22 protein-coding genes and 1 tRNA gene are annotated in these 20,936 nt (G+C 47.2%); 11 read left to right on the forward strand and 12 right to left on the reverse strand.

The genetic code is table 11. The features are described from left to right. Nucleotides 1-9: 9 nt before the first annotated feature. Nucleotides 10-159, forward strand: a complete 150-nt coding sequence (locus JGK14_RS14010) for a hypothetical protein (protein WP_325315195.1) — start codon at nucleotides 10-12, stop codon at nucleotides 157-159. Nucleotides 160-257: 98 nt separating this feature from the next. Then, nucleotides 258-1,148: an alpha/beta fold hydrolase gene (locus JGK14_RS14015; RefSeq protein WP_293181566.1), complete on the forward strand. Its 891-nt coding sequence runs from the start codon at nucleotides 258-260 to the stop codon at nucleotides 1,146-1,148. Between the two features lie 60 nt (nucleotides 1,149-1,208). On the opposite strand, the gene JGK14_RS34050 is transcribed toward JGK14_RS14015, so the two are convergent. From JGK14_RS34050 to JGK14_RS14030, 4 genes are all read right to left on the reverse strand, one after another. Then, complete coding sequence (locus JGK14_RS34050) at nucleotides 1,209-1,445, reverse strand: hypothetical protein (protein ID WP_442921451.1); 237 nt, start codon at nucleotides 1,443-1,445, stop codon at nucleotides 1,209-1,211. A gap of 150 nt (nucleotides 1,446-1,595) precedes the next feature. Further along, the gene (locus tag JGK14_RS14020; RefSeq protein ID WP_293147539.1) at nucleotides 1,596-1,733 is read right to left on the reverse strand and encodes a hypothetical protein; all 138 of its coding nucleotides are present in this window, start codon (nucleotides 1,731-1,733) and stop codon (nucleotides 1,596-1,598) included. 443 nt (nucleotides 1,734-2,176) lie between these two features. Next, on the reverse strand, nucleotides 2,177-3,862 hold the full coding sequence (locus tag JGK14_RS14025; protein ID WP_293196752.1) for a transglutaminase domain-containing protein: 1,686 nt from the start codon (nucleotides 3,860-3,862) through the stop codon (nucleotides 2,177-2,179). Between the two features lie 47 nt (nucleotides 3,863-3,909). Beyond that, on the reverse strand, nucleotides 3,910-4,059 hold the full coding sequence (locus JGK14_RS14030; RefSeq protein WP_293181571.1) for a hypothetical protein: 150 nt from the start codon (nucleotides 4,057-4,059) through the stop codon (nucleotides 3,910-3,912). Between the two features lie 230 nt (nucleotides 4,060-4,289). Between JGK14_RS14030 and JGK14_RS14035 the strand changes: the two genes are divergently transcribed. Together JGK14_RS14035 and JGK14_RS14040 are read left to right on the forward strand one after the other, a co-directional pair. Beyond that, a complete protein-coding gene (locus tag JGK14_RS14035; RefSeq protein WP_293223962.1) occupies nucleotides 4,290-5,153 on the forward strand; it encodes a DUF928 domain-containing protein in 864 nt (287 codons plus the stop codon). A gap of 438 nt (nucleotides 5,154-5,591) precedes the next feature. Then, nucleotides 5,592-7,628 carry a ShlB/FhaC/HecB family hemolysin secretion/activation protein gene (locus tag JGK14_RS14040; RefSeq protein ID WP_293210830.1) on the forward strand — a complete coding sequence of 679 codons (2,037 nt, stop codon included), beginning with the start codon at nucleotides 5,592-5,594 and terminating at the stop codon, nucleotides 7,626-7,628. Nucleotides 7,629-7,790: 162 nt separating this feature from the next. Here the strand turns inward: JGK14_RS14040 and JGK14_RS14045 are convergent, their stop codons facing one another. Beyond that, complete coding sequence (locus JGK14_RS14045) at nucleotides 7,791-8,189, reverse strand: alr0857 family protein (protein WP_293218977.1); 399 nt, start codon at nucleotides 8,187-8,189, stop codon at nucleotides 7,791-7,793. 1 nt (nucleotide 8,190) lies between these two features. On the opposite strand from JGK14_RS14045, the gene JGK14_RS14050 reads away from it, so the two are divergent. After that, nucleotides 8,191-8,337: a hypothetical protein gene (locus tag JGK14_RS14050; protein WP_293202945.1), complete on the forward strand. Its 147-nt coding sequence runs from the start codon at nucleotides 8,191-8,193 to the stop codon at nucleotides 8,335-8,337. 90 nt (nucleotides 8,338-8,427) lie between these two features. Here JGK14_RS14050 and JGK14_RS14055 read toward each other — a convergent pair whose 3' ends face one another. Further along, a complete protein-coding gene (locus JGK14_RS14055) occupies nucleotides 8,428-8,943 on the reverse strand; it encodes an HNH endonuclease (protein WP_293190189.1) in 516 nt (171 codons plus the stop codon). Nucleotides 8,944-9,514: 571 nt separating this feature from the next. Here JGK14_RS14055 and JGK14_RS14060 point away from each other — a divergent pair. The 3 genes from JGK14_RS14060 (at nucleotide 9,515) to JGK14_RS14070 (ending at nucleotide 11,955) form a co-directional block, all read left to right on the forward strand. Beyond that, nucleotides 9,515-9,859: a ribbon-helix-helix domain-containing protein gene (locus JGK14_RS14060; RefSeq protein WP_293181586.1), complete on the forward strand. Its 345-nt coding sequence runs from the start codon at nucleotides 9,515-9,517 to the stop codon at nucleotides 9,857-9,859. 190 nt (nucleotides 9,860-10,049) lie between these two features. After that, the gene (locus JGK14_RS14065; RefSeq protein WP_325315196.1) at nucleotides 10,050-11,405 is read left to right on the forward strand and encodes a D-alanyl-D-alanine carboxypeptidase; all 1,356 of its coding nucleotides are present in this window, start codon (nucleotides 10,050-10,052) and stop codon (nucleotides 11,403-11,405) included. Nucleotides 11,406-11,538: 133 nt separating this feature from the next. Then, on the forward strand, nucleotides 11,539-11,955 hold the full coding sequence (locus JGK14_RS14070) for a ribosomal maturation YjgA family protein (RefSeq protein ID WP_293277075.1): 417 nt from the start codon (nucleotides 11,539-11,541) through the stop codon (nucleotides 11,953-11,955). Nucleotides 11,956-12,031: 76 nt separating this feature from the next. Here JGK14_RS14070 and JGK14_RS14075 read toward each other — a convergent pair whose 3' ends face one another. From JGK14_RS14075 to JGK14_RS14090, 4 genes are all read right to left on the reverse strand, one after another. After that, a complete protein-coding gene (locus JGK14_RS14075) occupies nucleotides 12,032-13,147 on the reverse strand; it encodes an N-acetylmuramoyl-L-alanine amidase-like domain-containing protein (protein WP_293181596.1) in 1,116 nt (371 codons plus the stop codon). 268 nt (nucleotides 13,148-13,415) lie between these two features. Beyond that, entirely contained in the window at nucleotides 13,416-14,594 is a 1,179-nt protein-coding gene (locus JGK14_RS14080; RefSeq protein ID WP_293205213.1) for an RNA-guided endonuclease InsQ/TnpB family protein, read from the reverse strand. An 85-nt stretch (nucleotides 14,595-14,679) separates the two neighbouring features. Next, entirely contained in the window at nucleotides 14,680-14,958 is a 279-nt protein-coding gene (locus tag JGK14_RS14085) for a hypothetical protein (protein ID WP_293210824.1), read from the reverse strand. 57 nt (nucleotides 14,959-15,015) lie between these two features. Further along, nucleotides 15,016-15,201, reverse strand: coding sequence for a hypothetical protein (locus JGK14_RS14090; RefSeq protein WP_293210822.1), 186 nt, complete (start codon nucleotides 15,199-15,201; stop codon nucleotides 15,016-15,018). 81 nt (nucleotides 15,202-15,282) lie between these two features. On the opposite strand from JGK14_RS14090, the gene JGK14_RS14095 reads away from it, so the two are divergent. Continuing rightward, the gene (locus JGK14_RS14095) at nucleotides 15,283-16,404 is read left to right on the forward strand and encodes a serine hydrolase (protein WP_325315197.1); all 1,122 of its coding nucleotides are present in this window, start codon (nucleotides 15,283-15,285) and stop codon (nucleotides 16,402-16,404) included. A gap of 171 nt (nucleotides 16,405-16,575) precedes the next feature. Here JGK14_RS14095 and JGK14_RS14100 read toward each other — a convergent pair. Both JGK14_RS14100 and JGK14_RS14105 read right to left on the reverse strand, forming a co-directional pair. Further along, a tRNA-Gln gene (locus JGK14_RS14100) sits at nucleotides 16,576-16,647 on the reverse strand. A 101-nt stretch (nucleotides 16,648-16,748) separates the two neighbouring features. After that, nucleotides 16,749-19,532 (reverse strand): GAF domain-containing sensor histidine kinase, encoded by a 2,784-nt coding sequence (locus tag JGK14_RS14105; protein ID WP_293181605.1) that lies wholly within the window; start codon nucleotides 19,530-19,532, stop codon nucleotides 16,749-16,751. A 66-nt stretch (nucleotides 19,533-19,598) separates the two neighbouring features. On the opposite strand from JGK14_RS14105, the gene JGK14_RS14110 reads away from it, so the two are divergent. After that, nucleotides 19,599-19,781, forward strand: a complete 183-nt coding sequence (locus tag JGK14_RS14110; RefSeq protein WP_293181608.1) for a hypothetical protein — start codon at nucleotides 19,599-19,601, stop codon at nucleotides 19,779-19,781. 622 nt (nucleotides 19,782-20,403) lie between these two features. Then, nucleotides 20,404-20,793 (forward strand): response regulator, encoded by a 390-nt coding sequence (locus JGK14_RS14115; protein WP_293157809.1) that lies wholly within the window; start codon nucleotides 20,404-20,406, stop codon nucleotides 20,791-20,793. Nucleotides 20,794-20,936 lie beyond the last annotated feature (143 nt).

Genomic DNA, 20,936 nt, shown 5'->3' on the forward strand with positions numbered 1-20,936 from the left:
CTTACCTAGGTGTGTTGCAGTCGAAACCAGATATATTTCCAAAATGCCGATCGAATACTGAAAATCCGACTGCTGCGACCTTTACCAAATCAATATTTGTTACAAAACTTATTGATTATGAGTGCGATCGCCCGCACTAGCCCAACTCGACCAACTTGACGTATCCCTTACTGGCAAAACCCCAGCGCCTTGGCAAAACTTTATAAATCTGAACCTCACGATACAATAGTTAAAGTAAATACTTATTTCTTTACATTATGCAAACAACCCCAGCCATCACTGCAACCCCCATTCCAGGCACATACTGGCAATGGCGGGGCCATTCAGTATACTATGTGCGGTCGAGCGATCGACATCTCGAACGCCCTCCCCTGCTGTTAATTCACGGTTTTGGAGCATCCACAGACCACTGGCGCAAAAATATCAGCGGGCTGAGCAAAGAATTTGAAGTGTGGGCGATCGACCTGATCGGATTCGGGCGATCGGCAAAACCCGAAATCCAGTACAGCGGCGAGCTCTGGCGCGACCAACTCCACGACTTCATCACCAACGTCATCGGCCGGCCCGCCGTACTAGCCGGCAACTCCCTCGGAGGCTACGCAGCCTTGTGCGTAGCAGCCCAGCGTCCCGAATCAGCCACCGGACTCATCTTAATCAACAGCGCCGGCCCCTTCAGCGAACCTCAGCCCGCACCCGAAGCCCCGCCCTTGCAAAAAGCCATATCTACCGTAGCTAAAACCTTATTCCAGCAAGATTGGGCAAGTTTTCTGCTGTTCCAATACGTACGAGGGCGATCGACAATTCGGAAAACCCTACAAAAAGTTTATCTCGACCAAAGCGCCGTCACAGACCAATTAGTAGAAGAAATTTACCAACCCTCGTGCGATCGGGGTGCACCCAAAGTATTCGCCTCCGTCTTCCGAACACCCCAAGGTGAAAAAATCGACGTATTGTTGAGTCAATTAAATTGCCCGCTGCTAATGCTGTGGGGAGAGGGCGATCCGTGGATGAATTCTACCAACAGAAGCGCCAAATTCCGCGAACATTATCCGCAGTTGACAGAACACTTTATCAAAGCCGGTCACTGTCCCCACGACGAAGTACCAGAAGAGGTAAACGAACTGATTCGCGCGTGGATAATTGACTAGGGCATAGGGCATGGGGCATAGGGCATAGGGCATAGGGCATGAGTTACTGGTTATTGGTTATTAGAACGAACAACTAACAAGAAACATAGGACAAATCAGCTCCGAGGCATTTAAATTGCACGTCCGAATAAAGTTAAACTTTTGTGGGGCGGGCATCTTGCCCGCCCTAAAGATACAATTTAAATGCACAACCAATAACCAATAACCAATAACCAATAACCAATAACCAATAACCAACAACCAATAACCAATGACTTCAAGTGTGTTGATTGTGGCGCGGGTGTCCCGCCCGTGAATCCTACTAAATCAAATAGGTTTGTAGTGAGGACTTCAGTCCGCATCAATTTCTGCGGACTAAAGTCCTCACTACAAACCTCTAAAGGCGACCTATTTGGGTTGCCTTGTTTACTATCATGAAAAATGCAATTTGTCAACAGCAAATAGCGACTATTTTTTACGCTTGGCGTTATCTAAGCGCCTGCGATCGCGCCATTCAACTGCTGTCAAATAAGCGACCCCGCCAGTCACTGTCAGCAACAGCACAAAGGCTACCAAAACCAGCAAATTAGCAATCGAAAATTCCACAACCCCTCCTGCTTGCCTTATACTTGAGATTTAGACTTGAGATTATGTGCGATCGCACAACCCCAATAAAATTAGTTTGTAGCAAGGAATGGAAATCTTCATCAAACTCTGCGGACTAAAGTCCTCACTACAAACCTGATAACGGTTATTGTACCGGACGTGTTTTGAATTGGGTGAGAGGGAGACTTGGAGAGTCCGAGAGGGGGAGATGAGAAAAATCTTCCCGGAAGCATCTCAGTTTTGATTTTATAGTGCGACCACTTCAAGAACTCGCGATCTACGATCTATCTAACACTCGCGAGCGGGGACGCTCGCACTGTAAAGAAATTGCTTTTTTACAAAAGTGAGATACTCCGAGTCTTCCCTCTGTCAACTATCAACTGCCAACTGCCAACAGTCAACAGTCAACAGTCAACAGTCAACAGTCAACAGTCAACTCTTCCTTAAAACAACTCTTCCAAAATTGTAAACCGGACATGATTAATGGCCAGACTTCCCACGGAAACATCCTCCTTCTTCAAAGGCAGACCCCCGCTGGTGAGACTTTGGAAGCGAATTCCCTTGCCAATTTCCACGTGATACCAAGCTAAACCCATAAAAAACCGCAAAGGATAAGGGCCTCTGTCTTGAATGTCATCAGGATTAGATTCCATCGGCACCCAGCCAAAACCTGGAATGTAAAACTCCAGCCAAACGTGATTGAAATCGGGTTCCAGCGGCAAACCTTTTCTGTCAGCAAAAGCCGGACACTTATAACGCCCAATTGTGCGACAAGCAATTCCGTTCAACCTTGCCAAAGCCAACAACAACCCCACATACTCGCCGCAAGAACCGACGCCGCGACGCAGTACAATATCGGGAGTGTCAATGTGAGGTCTAATCCCGTAAGAAAGTTGGTCGTAAACAAAATTGCGAATGCTCAGTAACTTCCTCAGAATATTAGTTTCTGTGCCAATGGAGGCCACCGCAGCCGATCGCACAATCTCCGTATCCATCGCCAAATTATCATTGTCCACCAAATACTTCGCTGCAAACTCCGGCGATAGTTGCGGTATCTTTTCTACATTCCGAGGTGACAACTGATACTTAATCGATCGCACTTCTAACAACGCCTTCCAGCCAAAAACTCGCCGTTCCCCCTTCTGGAGGCGATCGAACTTAAACACCGCCACCCGTTCCCCTTCCTGAATTTCCTCAGTAAAAGGCATCCCAATCGGCGTAATTTTCCTGACCTTTTGTCGGTGAGTGTCCGAAGGTAAAGCAATCCGCCACTCCAAATTATCGATTTCTACCTCATCCAGGGGAGAAAGTTCCTCCACATAGGACATTTCCATCAAAAAACCATTTGACAGAGCGAAGCGTTCGGCTTCATTGTAGTGAAAAGATAAAGGGTGAACAAAAGTGCGATCGCGCTTCGTCAACTGAAAAGGATCTTCCGAATTCGGATCGTCCCGAATATAAAGTTCATCCCCGGCATAAGCCACATACAGAACCTCTTCGCCCGTCTGGGAATCTTTGTGAAAAGCCAAACCCGAAGGCCATTCAAAGGGAGTCAAAACGCTAAATTTAATCTCCCCAGTTGCCCGTTCCAAACAGTAAACAGTTTGCTCAGTCTTGTCGCAAACCCAGAGTTCCTCATCCCGGACAGTGATATTTTCTATCCCAATACCGGGAGCATAAAACCGAGTAATTTCCCGACCAGTTTTTACATCAAAAACCAGAATATAGCCCAATCTCTGGCAAGTCACATACAGCGTAGATTTCCAAACTGCAATCCCGTCAGCGGGATAAGAAAGGGAAACAAAATGTTCCGGTTTGAGTTCAGCGATTGCCCCATCCCGAATTGCGCCCGGACAGCAACAAATATCCTCATCTCGCGAAAACCAGAGAGTATCTTCCCAAATCGCCAGCCCGGTTGCGCCTGCAAACTTAGCCGTTTGATGAGGATTCAAAACAGTAGTGTTGTCAGTTTCTCGATCGATCTCCAATAGTAGCCCTTCGGTGCGATCGACCGCGAATAACCTATTTCCTAAAAAAGTAATGCCGTGCAGCGCCAAGACCCCGATCGGTCTTACCATCCGCAGCCCCGAAGGCTGTTTGTCCGAGAGAACAGGTGAATCGAGATTCATGCTAAATTTTTTTGCCGCTATTGTATTGTACAGAAAACTTAATTTGCTCACTTGTAGCCGATCGCTTTAGGCTCATCAGCAAAATTGCCGAGGTTCCTGATATCCTGAACTGACGCATCAACCGGTTTTTTTACGAAAAGACGCTTTTTAGCCTGCGATCGCAGTAAAAAAACCGGAATATTAGTCTTTCTGAACATTGGCTTTGACAAGCTCAACCCAACCTGCTGTCGTGCAGGCAAGTAAGTATAACTACCAAGCTACCACTGAAAAACGCGACACAGAATTCCATCTTGCTCAGAAGGGCCAAACTAATCGTATCTGTTGGAAGATATAAATTAAGTACAACAGATTACTAGATCAGTCAAAACCTTGGGTAGAATAAAATCGTGTGTTTAAGTTCCTAGGTTCATTAGAAGGCAGGTTCGTCATGGCTTGGAAGTCTGCTCTAAACATCGGTGCTCTTTCCTTAATTCTGTCTCTAGAGGGAGTTGCCGTTGGTAGTTTAATACCAGCTCTTGCTCTCAACAGCCCCGGTAACAATGTCCGCCGCCCCTCACAACCGCAGCTACCACTCAACTGGCAAACAGTTCAACCCCCGGAACTAACTGGAAGCAGACCGAACAACCAGCAATTGGGAGGCACGTGGAATAACTTTCAACCGCCGGAGCAGGGAGTACCCGGAAGACGGGAAGGGGGAGGAACCCGCGGCTTAGAATGCACTGCCACAAATGCCTTAACTGCCTTGATTCCCCAATCAACTATGGGGCAAACAATATCACCAAAGCCGACATTTTTCTACTACGTTCCCGTAGCCATCGACAAAACAGTTCAGTTTGAGTTAGCAGACGAAAGCGACAAAACGGTATACAAAAAAAGTTTTCGGATGGTAACGAGCCGTCCTGGTATCGTTAGCATCAACCTCGGCTCCGACGGCAACTCGCCAGCCCTGGAAGTTGGCAAAAACTATCAATGGTACTTTACTATCAAATGCAACCCAAAAAACTATAGAGATGAGGTTCTCGTTTCGGGGTGGATAAACCGCATCGCAGTGGCCCCAACCTTGAAAACAGAGTTGGATCGATCGCCCGAGGGTCGCGCCAAGCTGAGCATCTTCGGCAAACAAGGTCTCTGGTACGAGTACCTGGCAGCTCTAGCTCAATTGCGCGTGGAGTCTCCCAGCGATGCCAGTTTAGCGTTCGAGTGGTCAGAAGTGTTGAGTGCAGTCGAACTCGGCAAAATTGCCCGAGAACCATTAATCCCCAGTCAGTTAACACCCATCGCCAAAAAATAATTCGACTTGTGCAGCAAGTACCAAAAACCCGTGGCGATCGCGCGCGGTATTTGGCAGCGCCACAGATGATTTTTGCCTGTCTCGGGTTTTTTGGTCGATCGTCCTCAATAAATTAAAATTTTTGCGCTGACCAGCATAAGGATTCGCTAGGAGGATCTGGGAGGTTGCAACTGGGCATTTTTATTGAAGCGACTGCACTTCAGATGCTACTAGAGTCCCGATCCTCGCGACTAAATCCCCCAATCCCCCAAATCTAAAATCTAAAATCTAAAATCTAAAAGATCGATCGACTTCGATAGCAAAATTGAGATGCTCCCAGTCCCCTTGTCTCTGGAAAGCCGGACTATTGAAAATTTTATGTTCAAATTGCGCCCAATACTAAATGGTAAACTTGCATAGTCAAGCAGCAAGCAAAATTATTTTACAAAAATATTAATTATGCGCCCGAGAGCAAATATTGCAATATTTCGGTTGGGGATTTCACTTCTAACTGCGCTCCCCATTGCTTGCTTTGATGCCCATCAAGCTATATCCCAAACGGACGATATTTCTCAGTTGCCCGCCGCCGCTGACAACTTAGCAGATCCGGCCAACGGAGTATTAGCACTGCAAAAACTCGAAATCAAGCAGGATGAAACTGCAACTAACTTCAATCAACTGCCGGATTTTGCCGAAAACAACCCTCTTGACAACCAGGCCGATCGCTGTTCCACAATTAATGAAACTGGTTGTGATGCCCACCCGGAACCCGAAGCACAAAATCTAGTTGACAGCGAACCGATATTCCCTAACCAGCTACATAGCAATGTTTTAGCCCAAAACCCACAAAATACCCCTCCAAACCTGCCCCCGCCACCGACTCAGCCAGATCCAAATCGCGATCGATTTTTGCAACCGGCCCCGCAGCCTTCCCCAGAACCTCCTCAAATACCGCAACCAGTTGCACCGGAGCGCCCGTCCCCAGTTCCCCTGCCGCTGCCGAATCAGGTAATTCAGGTGGAGAAAATTCAAGTAGTTGGCAGCACAATTTTAAGCCAAGACGAAATTAATGCCTTAGTCAAGCCGTTAGAGGGCCGTTCTACCACGCTAGAACAGCTCAAACAAATCGCCGACAAAATTACCGAAATTTACCTCAATCGCGGCTACATCACTTCGAGAGCCGTCTTGCCGCCCCAAACTATCACCGCAGGAGTAGTCAAAATTCAAGTTATCGAAGGCAAGCTGACCCGAATTGAGGTAGAAGGAGCTAAAAGATTGCATCCAAGTTACATCCGCAGCCGGATTCGACTCGGTGCCCGAATGCCTTTAAGTACAGCTTCATTAGAAAACCAACTCCGGCTGCTGCGAGTCGATCCTTTATTTGACAATGTTGAAGCCAGCCTGCGGGCTGGGGATAATGAAGGAGAGAGCATTCTGATCGTCAGAGTTACGGAAGCTAATCCATTTCAATCTAGTTTCAGCATTGACAATTATTCGCCTCCCAGCGTCGGTTCTGAAAGATTGGGTGTTAGTTTGCGGCACCGCAATCTCACAGGAAATGGCGATGAACTTGCGGGTGCTTATTATCGATCGCTCGGCGATTCAGATGTCTTCGATTTCAGCTATCGCTTGCCGCTAAATGCGATGAACGGCACGTTGCAATTGAGGGCAGCGCCGAACCGCAACAGTATAGTACAAGAACCTTTTGATGCTTTTGACATTTCGGGAAAATCGCATTTATTTGAAGTTAGTTACCGCCAGCCGCTGCGGAGAACGCCGATCGAAGAATTTGCCTTATCTGCCGGTCTTACTTATCAGAAAGGCAGAACTTTTGTCGCCGGTGTACCGACTCCATTTGGCTCGGGCCCTGACTCCAATGGTGTCACGACTACCACTGCGATCAAGCTGGGACAGGACTACATTCGGCGGGATCCCCAGGGTGCTTGGGCTTTGCGATCGCAATTTACGATCGGCACAAGCTTGTTTGATGCTACTCAAAATGAAGGTTCTGTCCCTGACGGACAATTTTTGAGTTGGCTGGGTCAAGTGCAGCGAGTACAGCGATTAAATGATAAACATTTATTAATTTTGCAGTCAGACTTACAACTTTCTGCTAATAGTTTGTTACCTTCGCAGCAATTTGTAATTGGCGGCGGGCAATCTCTGCGCGGCTACCGCCAAAATGTGCGTTCTGGCGATAACGGCTTCCGACTGTCGATCGAGGATCGGATTACTTTGCAGCGGGATGCTTCGGGAAATCCCAAACTTCAATTAGCTCCTTTTTTGGATGCGGGTACGGTGTGGAACGCTCCCAATAATCCTAATAAATTAACCAATCAGACATTTTTAGCAGGTATGGGTTTGGGGGTAATCTGGGAACCGATACGGCGGGTGAACTTGCGTGTAGATTATGCTTTTCCTTTGGTGAGAATTACCGATAAAGGCAACAACCTGCAAGATAATGGCATTTACTTCAACATCATTTACACGCCTTAACGAGAGTGGGGGATGGAGAAAGCATCTGATTGCAAAAAGCATTTTTTTTACAGCAGTGCGAGCGTCCCCGCTCGCGTATTTTATCACTCGCGAGCGGGGACGCTCGCACTGCTATCAAAGCTGGCGCCGAGATGCTCCCTGCCGAACTTTCTCGATCGGATCTTAATCGCCGACTTCCCCGACAACCTCGGCAGCAGCCTGAGTTTCGAGCCAGAGTCCGAGCAACAACCGCTCCGCCCGATCGCTCAAAACCGTCGCAAACACCCCATCAGCGCCTTCAGATGCCCCTCCAATCCACGTACCGCGCAGGGTCACTTCGACAAAATCAGCATCAGCAACACAAAGGTCGATCGAATCGGTATCATCTCGGCGGGCCTCAGATTCCAACAGAGAAAGCGCCGGCAAATTCGCGGGCAGCAAAAATGCCGCAGTGCTCGGTTCGACGCTGATGCTTTGACCAACTCGCATAGCCAGCACAACTCGCAGCGCCACTAACTGTTCGGGAGATTGAGCCAAACGCTCTAGGTTAAAGCCCGTTTCAGTGTAAGTCAACTTCAGCATATTGACAGCCTTAAATTTGGAATTGAAAATTGAAAATTGGGAATTGGGAATTGGGCATTGGGAATCGGGAATTGGGAATCGGGAATTGGGAATTGGGAATTGGGAATTGGGAATTGGGAATTGGTCAAATAGGGAATTGGTCAAATAGGGAATTGGTTATTAGAAAAACCACTAACTATTACCCATGCCCCATGCCCCATGCCCTATTCCCCATGCCCCATTCCCCATGCCCCATTCCCTATTCCCCAATTTGGTATTCGTGCCAAAACATTTCGGCAAAAGCAACAGTGGGGTGAATGGGAGCCTTCGGCTTGGTTCGCAGAGACATTCCAGCTTCTATGGGAGTTCGATCGCCCTTACGAGAGTTGCACCGTTCGCAAGCCGTCACTACGTTGTCCCAAGTATGCGACCCGCCCTTCGATCGAGGCATCACGTGATCCAGCGTCAAATGCCTGTTGTTGCCACAGTATTGGCAAGCATGGGCATCTCGGCGCAACACTTCCCGGCGATTGACCGGTGGTACTTTCCAAACACGCTCCCTGTTGCCAAAAGTTAAGCGGATTTGTTCGGGTACGTGGATGCTGGTGCTGGGCGATCGCACTAGATAGCCATTGCCGATGCTAAAATCCAGAGGTTCAGCCTTGCCTGTTACCAAAAGTACGATCGCCCGTTTGATGTTGACACGGCTCATCGGTAGGTAATTTTGAGAAAATACCACAACAGATTGCCTCAATACATCAGTTACTACGGTCACGGCTTGCTCCTCCTCATTTGGATTTTAGATTTGAGATTTTAGATTTGAGATTTTAGATTTGGAATGCTTCCCAGCATTGGCTACATCTAGTTTTTGCGAGTTCCCCAAGCCTTGCCAAATTGCTCCAATCTCCAATCAAATGCCCCCGCTTCTCTTACGAGTGAAGCGGGGGCTAGAAAAACTGCTTTCATGCAAATTTTCATCTTATGTTGGTACAGTCGTTAGCTGTACCTCCCGCTTCGCCTATCTTTATGGTGTGGCCGTGCCACTCCCAGACCGTCCCGGTCTACCTCGTTGTAATTAATTTCTGAAATTAGTCCTAATCCACTATAACCGGGTTTAATTGGGCTTGTCCCAGCCCACGAGGTCGCTGTAGGGGTTAGCAAACCTGTCATAAAGACTTGCCGTGAGGACTCAGCGCGACCCCTGGGGCGATCGCACTTGAGTTGATAAGTAGAGTAGGTGGGGAAAAATTTCACAGTAGGCAGAAAGTGATCTGAGACCTTTAAATCTAGCTTTAAACATACTACACTGATATTACAGATATGTCCACCCGTCACGGAGAAAAATTATGCATACCCTACCTAGAACCTCAACCACCGAAATGGAAGTCACCAGCATTCGATTGGAAAGAGAGCTCAAGGAGAGACTCAAAGAGCTCGCTGGCAATCAAGGCTATCAAGCTTTGATTCGAGATTTGCTCTGGAATTACGTCCAGCAGAAGTCTGGAGAGTATCGTCAGATGTTTTGTCGATCGGATATTCGAGCCAGCATTAACGCCACAGCACAGCAGGAGGAACGCTGCGCCCTTACAGGAGAGTTGATTCGAGTTAATGAGCCGATGTTATTAGGCCTGACGATGCACGGCGAAATGGTGCCCCTGAGTATGGGGAGTATGGGCAGTATGGCTGGATAAACCAGTTTACCGAGAATTTGCGATTGCGATCGGCCTGGGGTGAGAACCCCAGGCGCTGAAGATCAAATCCCGAAGCATTTCCAAGATATCTATATTTAAAGAAAGCAAGAAGACGCTAAGTTCGCGAAGAAAGATCCCAGAAGGAAGACGCGCGGACTAATGCTAAACTTTCCATCGGGTATGCCGAAAGATGATGGTAAATTTGATGGAAAAGATTAAGGTAATGCTGAAAAATCGCTACTTGAGTGCTGTAAGCTCGATCGCCCTTCTCACAATTATCACCGGATGCGCCGCTACCGAATCACCCCAACTTGCAACTCCCTCTCCTGTAGCCGAATCTTCCCCGCCGCCAGTTAAACCAAATCAGCCGTTAACAGTCTCTCTCAACAATCCCGAAACCGCCACAAATACCAAAATCCAGCAATATCTCAACGCATTGACGGCCCAAGGTTCTGCCAAAGAAGACCAAGGCATCTGGATGCAATCGGGCAATACATTACTCGCCAATCATCAAGGTACAGTTCCTCTGTCAGCCGCTTCCATTACCAAAGTAGCAACATCTCTGGTAGCGCTGCAACAATTTGGGCCGGAACATCAATTTATCACCGAAATTAGTACCAACGGCACCATCAAAGACGGTGTATTAAAAGGCGATTTAGTGATTGAGGGCAGCGAAGATCCGTTGTTTGTGTGGGAAGAGGCGATCGCCCTCGGTAACATCTTAAATAAAAAAGGCATCAAACGAGTCACTGGCACTTTAATTATTGTCGGTAAATTTTACATGAACTTTGAATTAAATCCCCTTAAATCAGGAGAATTGCTCAAACAAGCATTGAACAGTGAAATCTGGCCGGGCGAAGCCGCAGCCCAGTATCAAACACTTCCTCCCAATACACCGAAACCCCAAATAGTAATTGATGGTACTGTCAAAGTTTTGCCAGCACGTCCCAGCGCCGTACCCTTAGCCAAACATTATTCTTTACCCCTCGCCGAACTTATCAAAAAAATGAATCAGTACAGCAACAATCTCATGGCAGATATGCTAGCTGATACTGTTGGTGGCGCCAAAACAGTCGCGCAAAAAGCAGCAGCAGCAACTGGAGTTCCTCCCGCAGAAATTCAACTCGTCAACGGTTCCGGATTGAGCGACGACAATCGCATTTCTCCTAGAGCGGCCTGCGGGTTATTTATAGCTTTAGAACGCTACCTGCAACCTTACAACATGACAGTTGCTGATGTCTTAACAGTAGTTGGCAAAGATAAAGGAATACTATCAGAACGGGCGCTACCAAAGTTAGCAGTAGTCAAATCTGGCACGTTGGATAATGTTAGCGCTTTGGGCGGAGCGCTACCCACTCAAAAACAAGAAACCGTGTGGTTTGTGATTATGAATCGAGGGGCAAATGTCGAGGCATTTCGCACTCAGCAAGAGGTTTTGTTGAAAAGCTTTTTGACTGAATGGGGAAGCGTTCAAGTTTCGCCACCGGAATTAACGCCAAATCCTGCTAGAAGTAGTAAGGTATCTCGCAGCGAACTTGTTCAATAATAACTGATTTGATGAATAATATTATGTTCGATTCTTGGCGAGTAGTCAATAGTTGTACGGTGGATCGGCACAGAGATTTTCAATGGGTATCTAAAATTGTGCCAACTGACGCACCCTACTATTAATACCTAAAATGGCATCACCTTTTAATCGCGCGCATCGCTTTTTTAACTATCGAGTTGCTCTTTTATTGACTATCATCCCTATTTTGATTGTCGGTTTAAGCAGCGAATTCTATTCCGGGCCGGGGCGAGAGTTTTTTAATGATTATTTTGGTGATTTTCTCTACCAAATTTTCTTGATTCTGCTAATTGTTTTCATGTTTCCCCAAGTTTCTCCGACTAAAATTGCCTGGGGAGTTTTCATTTTTAACTGTCTCATTGAATTTAGCCAACTGTGGAAACCTCCTTTTTTGCAAGCTATTCGCGCTACATTATTTGGGCGTTTGTTTCTGGGTAGTGGCTTTTCGTGGGAGGATTTTATTGGCTATATTTTGGGATGTACTTTGGGGTGGGTTTTGGTGGTAGGGCTGAAGCGGAAATTTAGATAATTTGATTTTTTGTCAAACTTCGATATGGTTTGTAGTGAGGACTTCAGTCCTTCATGAATGCGGACTGAAGTCCTCACTACGAACGAATTGGATTAGGTGTTTTTGCTCTAGCAACTACAATGCCGATCGCACTTTCGACTCTGCTAATATATCTCTGCAAGTCGTAAGCAACTGTCACAGCCCCAGCCGGCGAAGCGTGAATTAAGCCGAGATTCCCGTCTGCATTCCTGTACACAAAACCTGTGTGGGTGACATCCAATCCTTTAACATCCGTGGCTACCGCCACAATATCCCCAGGCTTTAACTGGGAATAAACACTTTTGATCCGATTTGTCGGGATGTAATTAACCGTAGTTTTGGCTAATTCTGCTTCTTGGCTGACTATGCACTGATAAGTTGCTTCATCTTTTACCATTTGCGGGTAACTGCTGCGGTGCTGGCTCATGAAATTTAGTGTTTTATTCATCGGCACTCCGCCCAATTGAGCGGTAATGTTTTCTACGGTTTGCCGTTTTTGATTGTCTTTAATCCATTCTGAAAAATAGTGCAGCCGGCTGCAATAGCCGTTCATTTTACCGTTTAAATACCGTTGTTCTTCTATGCGATTTACAAAATTTTGATATTCGTAATCTTTTACTGCTACGCCTCGGGAAATAGCCAAAACCGTCTCTACAAACAAAACGCAATCAAATTTATTCAACGTTACGATCAACTTTTCTTCGCCGGATTTGTCCAGCAAACCCTCGACGTAGGGCAATCCTTGGAAGTTATCGCCGATCGCCTGGATGATTTGTCCGATCGGGCGATCGGGCAAATTTTCCTGTTTGGCATACTGTACAATCTTTTCAAAACGTGCTATGTCTTCGGGTAGTATAGCGGTTTCTGTCGCAGTATTCTCTGAGTCTGGTCGTCTCGCCAGCACTTCTAGCCATTGGGAATACGGAATTTCAGGTAAGTTGTTCAAGTCCCGAAACAGACTGAGCAAACTAGAAACACTTTGCTTATTTTTGGGTTCCCGATTTTCGCTGTCTGCGATCGACTCAGCCACTACATCCGGGCCGCGTGCTTCTGTTTGTCGATCGACAACAGCGACAGCAGGTTGAGACTGCAATGCCCAAACATCAGGTATCAAATAATTATTCACCCAGGCGATCGCAAATCCCAAAACAGCCAGACTCCAAAAATTTCTCATGTTTTCCCAAGGATTTTGCTTCAACTCAGTGCTATCCTGAAATCTTTACGATTACTCGAACTCTTAATCAGCCTAGCAGGTAGATTAAATTGACGAAAGTGTAGACCCGTTTCAAAAAATAATGCAACTGTTGGCAAGTTCCAAACCCTTATACAATCAGTTATTCCACATCTAAAATTTAAAATCTAAAATCTAAAATTCTATTAGACACCGCCCTATTTTGACACTCCCCGGCCGTACCGCGGGATTCTTTGATCTACGACATGACTTACTTAAACAGGATTTCTCCAGTTAAAGTAGAGGACTCATCTCCCAAAGCGTTGCTTGCATCTAATGCAAAGGTTCCGGTATGCCCTACCGTACCTAATCCTCTCCTGAGGATATTTCTAGCTGCATTGAAATCTCTATCGAGCGTACAACCACACTGACAAACGTGTGTTCTAGTAGATAGCGTTTTCTTGACAATTGCACCGCAGCTAGAGCATTCTTGGCTAGTATACTGCGGATTTACCGCAACCGTTACTTTCCCAAATACTTTGGCAAAATATTCAAGCCAGATCCGGAACTGATACCAAGAAGCATCGTTAATAGACTTAGCCAAACAGTGATTTTTCACCATATTTTTAATCCTCAAATCTTCATAGGCTATCAAGTCGTTTGACTGAACTACGCACCGCGCAAGTTTGATTGCATGGTCTTTGCGCTGCCTACTTATTTTGAGGTGGCGTTTTCCTAAAATCTGTCTAGCTTTGCCTCGATTCTTTGAACTCTTAACTTTTCGGGAAACACGACGTTGACAACGCTTGAGGACTTTTTCGCCTTTGCGGAGAAATCTCGGATTTTCAATCATCACTCCGTTGGAATCGGTGTAATATTCCTTTAGTCCTACGTCTAACCCAATGGTATTTCCAGAGGGTTCTATGTTTTCTTTTCGGTTAACATCAATACAGAATTGAACGTATACGCCCGAATCCCGTTTCACCAATCTCACCCGTTTGATTTGGTTGAAGGAGTAGAAATGTAAGTCGCGCGTTCCTTTTAGTTTAAGCTTGCCAATTCCCTTTTTGTCGGTAAACTTGATTGACTTTCGATCTTCTGCCAGTTTCCATCCAGTTGACTTATACTCAACTGAGCGACAATCTTTCTGGAATTTTGGATATCCTTTTTTACCAGGAATTCCTTTCTTACAGTTTTCGTAAAATCGGGAGATAGCAGACCAGGCTCGTTCGGCGCTAGCTTGTCTAGCTTGAGAGTTAAGTTCGTCGGCAAACGGAAATTCATGCGCCAGTACCGCACAGTATTTATTTAAGTCGTACTTATCTATTTTCCGGTTGTCCATCCAATAGCGCAAACAACTATTTCGGACAAATTGAGCTGTACGAATTGCTTCATCTACTGCGGCAAACTGACTCTTATTTCCGTAGGCTTTAAACTCAAAAACTAGCATAGCATTTACCTCCTTTCTTATGCTAGACCTCCTAGCACAAAACTGACTGGTGTTGCAACAAAGATTTACAATTAAAGCCGTCCTTTTAGGACGGGGTTTTAAACCCCGATGTCCTGATAAACTGATCCTGCGAGTTTGATACCAAAACACTGTAATGCAAGTAGACCGCCGACGCAGCCCAATCGGGCCCCAACGCCCCATCCAGCCCCGACGCCCAAGCAGCGAGCCTCAAGTCCAATCCCGACGCGCAAGCAGCGATCGCCCAGTCAAACCCCAACGTCCTATCCAATCCCGACGCCCGATCGGCGATCGTCCAATCTGGCTCCAACGCCTCATCTCGCTCCAACGACTCATCTGGCTCCAAATCTCAATCTGGCTCCAACGCCTCATCTTGCTCCAACGCCCAATCTGGCTCCAAATCTCAATCTGGCTCCAACGCCTCATCACCGATCGTACAGTCGCGCCCCGACGCGTCATCACAGATCGTCCAGTCGCGCCCCGACGCCAAATTAGCGATCGTCCAGTCGCGCCACGACGGCAAATCAGCGATCGTCCAGTTGAGCCACGACGGCAAATTAGCGATCGTCCAGTCCAACCTCGACGGCAAATCAGCGGCGATCGTCCAGTTGAACCCCGACGCCTCATCACCGATCGTCCAGCGCCATCTCGCCGGCGACTGAGGGCAAAATTGTCTCGGCTCAAATACCGCAACATTTTGTGTTTAATTGCGGGGGCGATCGCGTTTTTTTGGCTCCTGACAATCCCCTTCAGAACTCGCCGCGCCCCAGAACCACCCGTCATATTGTCTCAAGAGGCTATCTCGCCACCGACAATTCCAACATCCCAAAATGTAGTCGATAGTAAAAGCGATCCTACCTTCACCTACAACATCAAAACACCTCCCAATCCAGTTTATTCTCAAGAATTGCAAGGGATTGTTGATGAAGCTGTGAACATTGCCACCAGCCAAGGATTACCAGCAGATAAGCTATCAATTAGCTTGTTTGATGTCAGCAATCCCAAAAATCACACCTTCGCCGGATATCAAAATCAAACTCTCAGATTTCCTGCTAGCGTTGCCAAGTTATTTTGGATGGCAGCCTTTTACTCAGCTATAGAAAAAGGCATGATTACGGAAAGAGAATCTGCATTTAAAAACGACTTAGAACAAATGATTCGCATCTCCAACAACGATGCTGCCAGCAGGATTTTAGACAAAATCACCGATACAAAATCCGGCGGACGGCTCGGAGGAGAAGAGTTGCAAACATGGCTGCAAAAGCGCAGGCAAATTAACACATTTTTCCAGTCAGCAGGCTACAATGATATTCGTATAAGCACCAAAAATTATCCCATATACTATTTAAGGCAAGAAGGTCCTGTCGGTCGCGATTTGCAATTGCGGGGCGATGATTCTGTGCCGATTCGCAATCAAGCAACTACTGACCAAGCCGGCAGATTAATATATGAAATCTATACTAGGCAAGCTGTTTCTAGTCTCGCCAGCCGCAAAATGGCTTACTTGCTGACGAGAGATTTAGACCCTAAAGCCTGGAAAAATGACCCTAGCAACTCAATAAAAGGATTTCTCGGCGAGTCTTTACCAACTAATATTTATTTTGGTTCCAAAGTTGGCTATACTTCCAAATCCCGCAGCGAAGCGGCTTTTGTCAGAACTTTAGACGATCGCGCGATTTACATCTTGGTCGTTTTCGCAGACGATGTGGCTTATACCAAGGACGAAACAGCATTTCCGGCAATTTCTCGATACGTATTCGATCGATTAAATGCTCGCGGGCCCAGCAATTAGCAGAGCGCATGTACGGTTGAAACCGCGTCTATACAAACTATGTCCGCCTCTGTGGACTAAGAGAGGATAAGGTAATTTTAACGACCCACTCTTCAACCCGCGGAGGCGGGTTTTGCCTGTGTAGATGCGGTTTCAACCGCCCTTTCATCGAAAACATTAAAAACTATTTAACTGGGGCGAAAGGATTCGAACCTCTGAATGGCTGGACCAAAACCAGCTGCCTTACCACTTGGCGACGCCCCAACGTCTTAACCTTTATCATATTAACACTCAAACACCAGAATCTGTCAAGCACTTTCACAATAAAGTTTAAAAAATGTTTGCCAAACCGATCGCCCGCCAGTTTATTCTTTGACAGCAGCGGGGCGAGACAGCGGGATCTCAATCCAGAACTCCGCTCCCTGTCCGGGTTCTGAGATACACTTCAAACTGCCGCCGTGTTTTTCCACCACAATCTGGTAGCTAATGGACAAGCCGAGTCCCGTGCCTTTGCCCACTGGTTTAGTGGTAAAGAAAGGGTCAAACAAGCACAATTTAGCTTTTTCGGCCAATCCCGGCCCGCTGTCCCGAATCCGAATCAGCACAAGTTTACCGATCGACTTTCGTGACTCACCTCGATCCGAGTCTTGGGACACCACCGCCGTCGAGATTTCGATCGTCTTGGGTGCGGGCTGATTTTCCAAGGAGTCGATCGCATTTCCCAAAATATTCATAAATACTTGGTTGAGCTGTCCGGGATAGCATTCTACCTTCGGCAAGTCGCCGTAGTCTTTAATTACCTTAATTCCCGGTATTGGCCCGTTTGACTTCAAGCGGCTGTGCAAAATCAGCAGCGTGCTGTCAATCCCTTCGTGAATGTCCACCGGCTTCTTCTCGGCTTCGTCGTGCCGCGCGAAGTTCCGCAGGGAAAGGACAATTTGCCGGATGCGTTCGGCTCCCATCTCCATCGAAGAAAGAATTTTCAGCAAATCTGGCACTACGAAATCCACATCGATTTCTTCGCTTTTGTCGAGAATTTCCTCGCAAGGTTCGGGGTAGTGCTTTTGATACAAGCGCAGCAAAGCCAGCAGATCTTTCATGTACTGCTCGCAATAAGTCAAGTTGCCGTAAATAAAATTAACCGGATTGTTAATTTCGTGGGCGACGCCGGCAACCATTTGACCGAGAGAGGACATTTTTTCGTTTTGAATGAGCTGAGCTTCTTTTTGCTGCAAACTCTGCAAAGTTTCAGTCAGTTGTCGGGCTTGAGTTTGAGCTGCTAAGGCTGCCGCCCGAGTTTGGGCGTAAAGTTCGGCTTGGTCGATCGCGATCGCCAGTTGATCCACCACCGCTTGCAGCAATTCTACCTCGCTTGCCGCCCAGGAACGGCTGCTGTAATGATTGCAAACTATCGCCCCCATTTGACCGGAGTGAGTCTTGAGCGGCAGCAGCAGCTTAGAAACGATCCCGACACCCCTTAAAAAAGCTCGCGTGGCGGAATCTATGCAGGCTGCTGTGGCAGTGTCGCCGATGCGGAGCGTTTGGCGATCGCGAATTTTCTCGGCTAGTAGCGTTACTTGTGCGATCGGATATTCTGCGAGCAGATCTGTGAGTTCAGGATTTGCCGCCTCGTGGGTAATCGCAAAACTCGGCTGCCCCTGCCGCGATACTGAATACCACAAAAAGTAGCACTGGTCAACCTGCAACAAGCTGTGAATTTCATTAACAGCCGTATCTAAAATTTTGTCGAGGTCTAGAGAATTCCGCATCTGACTGGCGAGGCCAAACAGCAGACTTTCCCGGCGGCTCAACAATTCTTCTCGGGCCTTGACACGATCGATCGCCACGCCAATGGCATTAGCCATCCACCCCAGAACTTCTAGCGCCCCCTCCGTGGCAGCAGCGCTGCTGCATACAGCCATCACTCCCACCAGTCGTTCCTCCACAATCAGGGGATAGGCAATGGCGCAGAGGGACGGGTTCGACAGCAAGCACAGAGGAGCCGTTTCGAGTTTTCCCGTTTCTTCTCGCAGCCAATCTTCTATTAGCCGTTCCCAATCTTGGCTGCTGACTCCTGAATCGGCCTGCAATTCTAACCGCTCTATCTGCGGGTTGAACGTCCAGATGCTGGCTGCTGTGGCGTCGAGATGGTCTACCATTGCGTCGGTGCAGCGGTTGAGGGTGGCCGGTATTGTCCCGCCTTGTCCGAGAGCTGCACCAACTTTAGCTTGCAGCATTGCCAAGCGCGATCGCTCCTGTAGCAAGTCTGCCATTGATTGCCCCTCTGTCACTATTTCGGGAATTTGTTTGGGATCGCGATCGCGCCTCATGCCCGCTGAAGTTTCCCGCAAATCCTGAGATTTGCCTGTTTCGAGCACCGGCAGCTTTTTTGTTGGGAATATTCTTGTGTCCTTCTCTGAAGTCTGTACTGCCCAGAAAAACTCCTGGTTCGATCGAGCTAACTCCGAGATTTGCTGGCCCTGTGAAGCGATATCTTCTACCTCTGCCACCTCTTTCTTGGCTTTGACTAATTGCCACCGCAGCTCCACCAAACTCGCAACTTGCCGAGTTAAAATCTCAATACCATCAATCGTATTTTTTGTCAAGCCTTTAGGTACGAAATCCATGACACAGATCGCGCCCAGCATCTGCCCATCTGAGGTGACGACTGGGATGCTAGCGTAAAATTTGATGAAGGGGTAAGAAACAATTAGCGGATGCTGGGCAAATCGCACGTCTGTGGAAGCGTCTCGGACAATGATGGCAGGCGGTTTATTGCAGGAATTTGCAAAGGGTGCGATCGCATCTGCCGCCGCAACCGCAGGTTTTTGTAGGGGAATGTCCCGGTCAAATTCCGAGTTAGAGTTGGAACTCGCGCCCAACTGTGCGGGAGTTTGGTCGATATAGCAGCGATCGCAAAAATTCAGGTAACGGTGTGCCAAAGTTCGATCGATACCTAGCTGCGACTTCAACCAGTGGCCGGAGGCATCAATCAAACTCAAAAAAGCAATAGGAGTTCCGCTCATCCTGGCGGCCAAGCCTACCAAATCGTCAAAGCAAGCCTCTGGATCGGAACCCAGAAGTTGATACAAGTCGGTGCGATCGAGATCGAACACTGTTTTACCAAGAGGCAAGGGTGCTTTCATCATGTATAAGTGCCCATCTAGTTGCTGGCAACCGCCCTAATCAATACTGGCCGAGGAGAAAAACGAGCCATGAATTTTGTCCCGGGAGACTGCGATCGCAAGTCGAACACAGGCTGCTGGCACCAAACTCAGACCAACCTCTTGACTGACATGGAAACTTTTGATTTATGGGAGTTAGAGCACCGCAGATCTAATACTCTAGAAATTATACTTCGAGTTGACTATGCTTTTGATGTGCCAGAGGCTGGGTGAATCTAAGAGCCTCCGTGGGGACGAAGCACCCTTCAAAAATCTATGGCGGATAGCTTACAGAGAATTTCTTAATAAGTTTAATAGTATTTTAACAGACAGATCTAATCGTGGGTAGCAGGCTTGCTGGTAGATTAAAATAATTGGTTTGTGCCACAATACCAGTACGGTTTACCGGGCTGTTGCACAGGCAACTCAACAAAAGTTAGGAGAGCGACTACACAAACACCGAAAATGTTAAACTTTGTAACAATAGTTGTTCAAACTCCACCATCAAGGGTTTGACGGTTGAGATGCAGATTTTGCAACTGTTGTCATCGCCGATCGACCCCTCGGGCAATCTGTTTTTTCGAGTTTGAGGTCAAAAAAACAGGGGTGAAGTTTCTGCTAATGCTCCAACGGAGTTGGGCACTATTTATCCGAAGGCACTCTTGAAAAATGACCCACCCAAAAACCGATACTTGCTTGCCGACAATTTTGAGGGTCGAGATCGCAATTTTAGACTCAAGTTCAAGCTCCCAGATTCATCTGGAACAGTCAATCTAAAATCTACAATCTACAATCGACTGACGGCGGGAATTATGTTTTCTATTTTCAAGAACTATAAATAAACCGGGAGAAGAATATGTCTGCAACTAGCAGTCAAGTACCAACTATTTTGGCAGTTGATGATAGCGTCGTCATGCAAGGACTGGTCAAACAAGCCTTAAGCAAAGAGTTTCGAGTTCTCGTGACAGACAATGCAGTTGATGCTTTGTCAACAATTTATCACGAACAAATTTCGGTTTTGTTGCTCGATGTTTCGATGCCTGGGATTGACGGATTGGAGCTCTGCCGCACGGTGCGAAGCTTGCCTCAGTTTCAGAATTTGCCGATCGTGATGCTGACAGCCAGAGATGGAGCATTTGATAAAGTACAGGGGCGTTTGGCAGGAGCAACCGAGTATTTAACTAAGCCCTTTGATGCTGACAAGTTGCGCGAAGTAATTGGTAAGTTTATCAATATCAAATCATAAAAGAAGACGGGCGCGGTTGAAACCGCGTCTATACCAGCAAAACCCGCCTCCGCGGGTTGAAGCTCAGACCGTTTAAATTACGTTTTATGTTATTCTATTCAGTCGGCGTCCGGCGGACATCGTTTATATAGAAGCGGTTTCAA

The sequence above is a fragment of the Microcoleus sp. PH2017_28_MFU_U_A genome, from assembly GCF_020738035.1.
Taxonomy (GTDB): domain Bacteria; phylum Cyanobacteriota; class Cyanobacteriia; order Cyanobacteriales; family Microcoleaceae; genus Microcoleus.

Excerpts from the sequence above, each read along its gene's own strand:
- JGK14_RS14030 (WP_293181571.1), bottom strand. The coding sequence starts at position 4,059 with ATGTTCAGAAAGACTAATATTCCGGTTTTTTTACTGCGATCGCAGGCT.
- JGK14_RS14075 (WP_293181596.1), bottom strand. The coding sequence starts at position 13,147 with ATGAGAAATTTTTGGAGTCTGGCTGTTTTGGGATTTGCGATCGCCTGG.
- JGK14_RS14080 (WP_293205213.1), bottom strand. The coding sequence starts at position 14,594 with ATGCTAGTTTTTGAGTTTAAAGCCTACGGAAATAAGAGTCAGTTTGCC.
- JGK14_RS14060 (WP_293181586.1), top strand. The coding sequence starts at position 9,515 with ATGCATACCCTACCTAGAACCTCAACCACCGAAATGGAAGTCACCAGC.
- JGK14_RS14035 (WP_293223962.1), top strand. The coding sequence starts at position 4,290 with ATGGCTTGGAAGTCTGCTCTAAACATCGGTGCTCTTTCCTTAATTCTG.
- JGK14_RS14115 (WP_293157809.1), top strand. The coding sequence starts at position 20,404 with ATGTCTGCAACTAGCAGTCAAGTACCAACTATTTTGGCAGTTGATGAT.
- JGK14_RS14070 (WP_293277075.1), top strand. The coding sequence starts at position 11,539 with ATGGCATCACCTTTTAATCGCGCGCATCGCTTTTTTAACTATCGAGTT.
- JGK14_RS14040 (WP_293210830.1), top strand. The coding sequence starts at position 5,592 with ATGCGCCCGAGAGCAAATATTGCAATATTTCGGTTGGGGATTTCACTT.
- JGK14_RS14025 (WP_293196752.1), bottom strand. The coding sequence starts at position 3,862 with ATGAATCTCGATTCACCTGTTCTCTCGGACAAACAGCCTTCGGGGCTG.
- JGK14_RS14065 (WP_325315196.1), top strand. The coding sequence starts at position 10,050 with ATGATGGTAAATTTGATGGAAAAGATTAAGGTAATGCTGAAAAATCGC.
- JGK14_RS14045 (WP_293218977.1), bottom strand. The coding sequence starts at position 8,189 with ATGCTGAAGTTGACTTACACTGAAACGGGCTTTAACCTAGAGCGTTTG.
- JGK14_RS14110 (WP_293181608.1), top strand. The coding sequence starts at position 19,599 with ATGAATTTTGTCCCGGGAGACTGCGATCGCAAGTCGAACACAGGCTGC.
- JGK14_RS14015 (WP_293181566.1), top strand. The coding sequence starts at position 258 with ATGCAAACAACCCCAGCCATCACTGCAACCCCCATTCCAGGCACATAC.
- JGK14_RS14105 (WP_293181605.1), bottom strand. The coding sequence starts at position 19,532 with ATGATGAAAGCACCCTTGCCTCTTGGTAAAACAGTGTTCGATCTCGAT.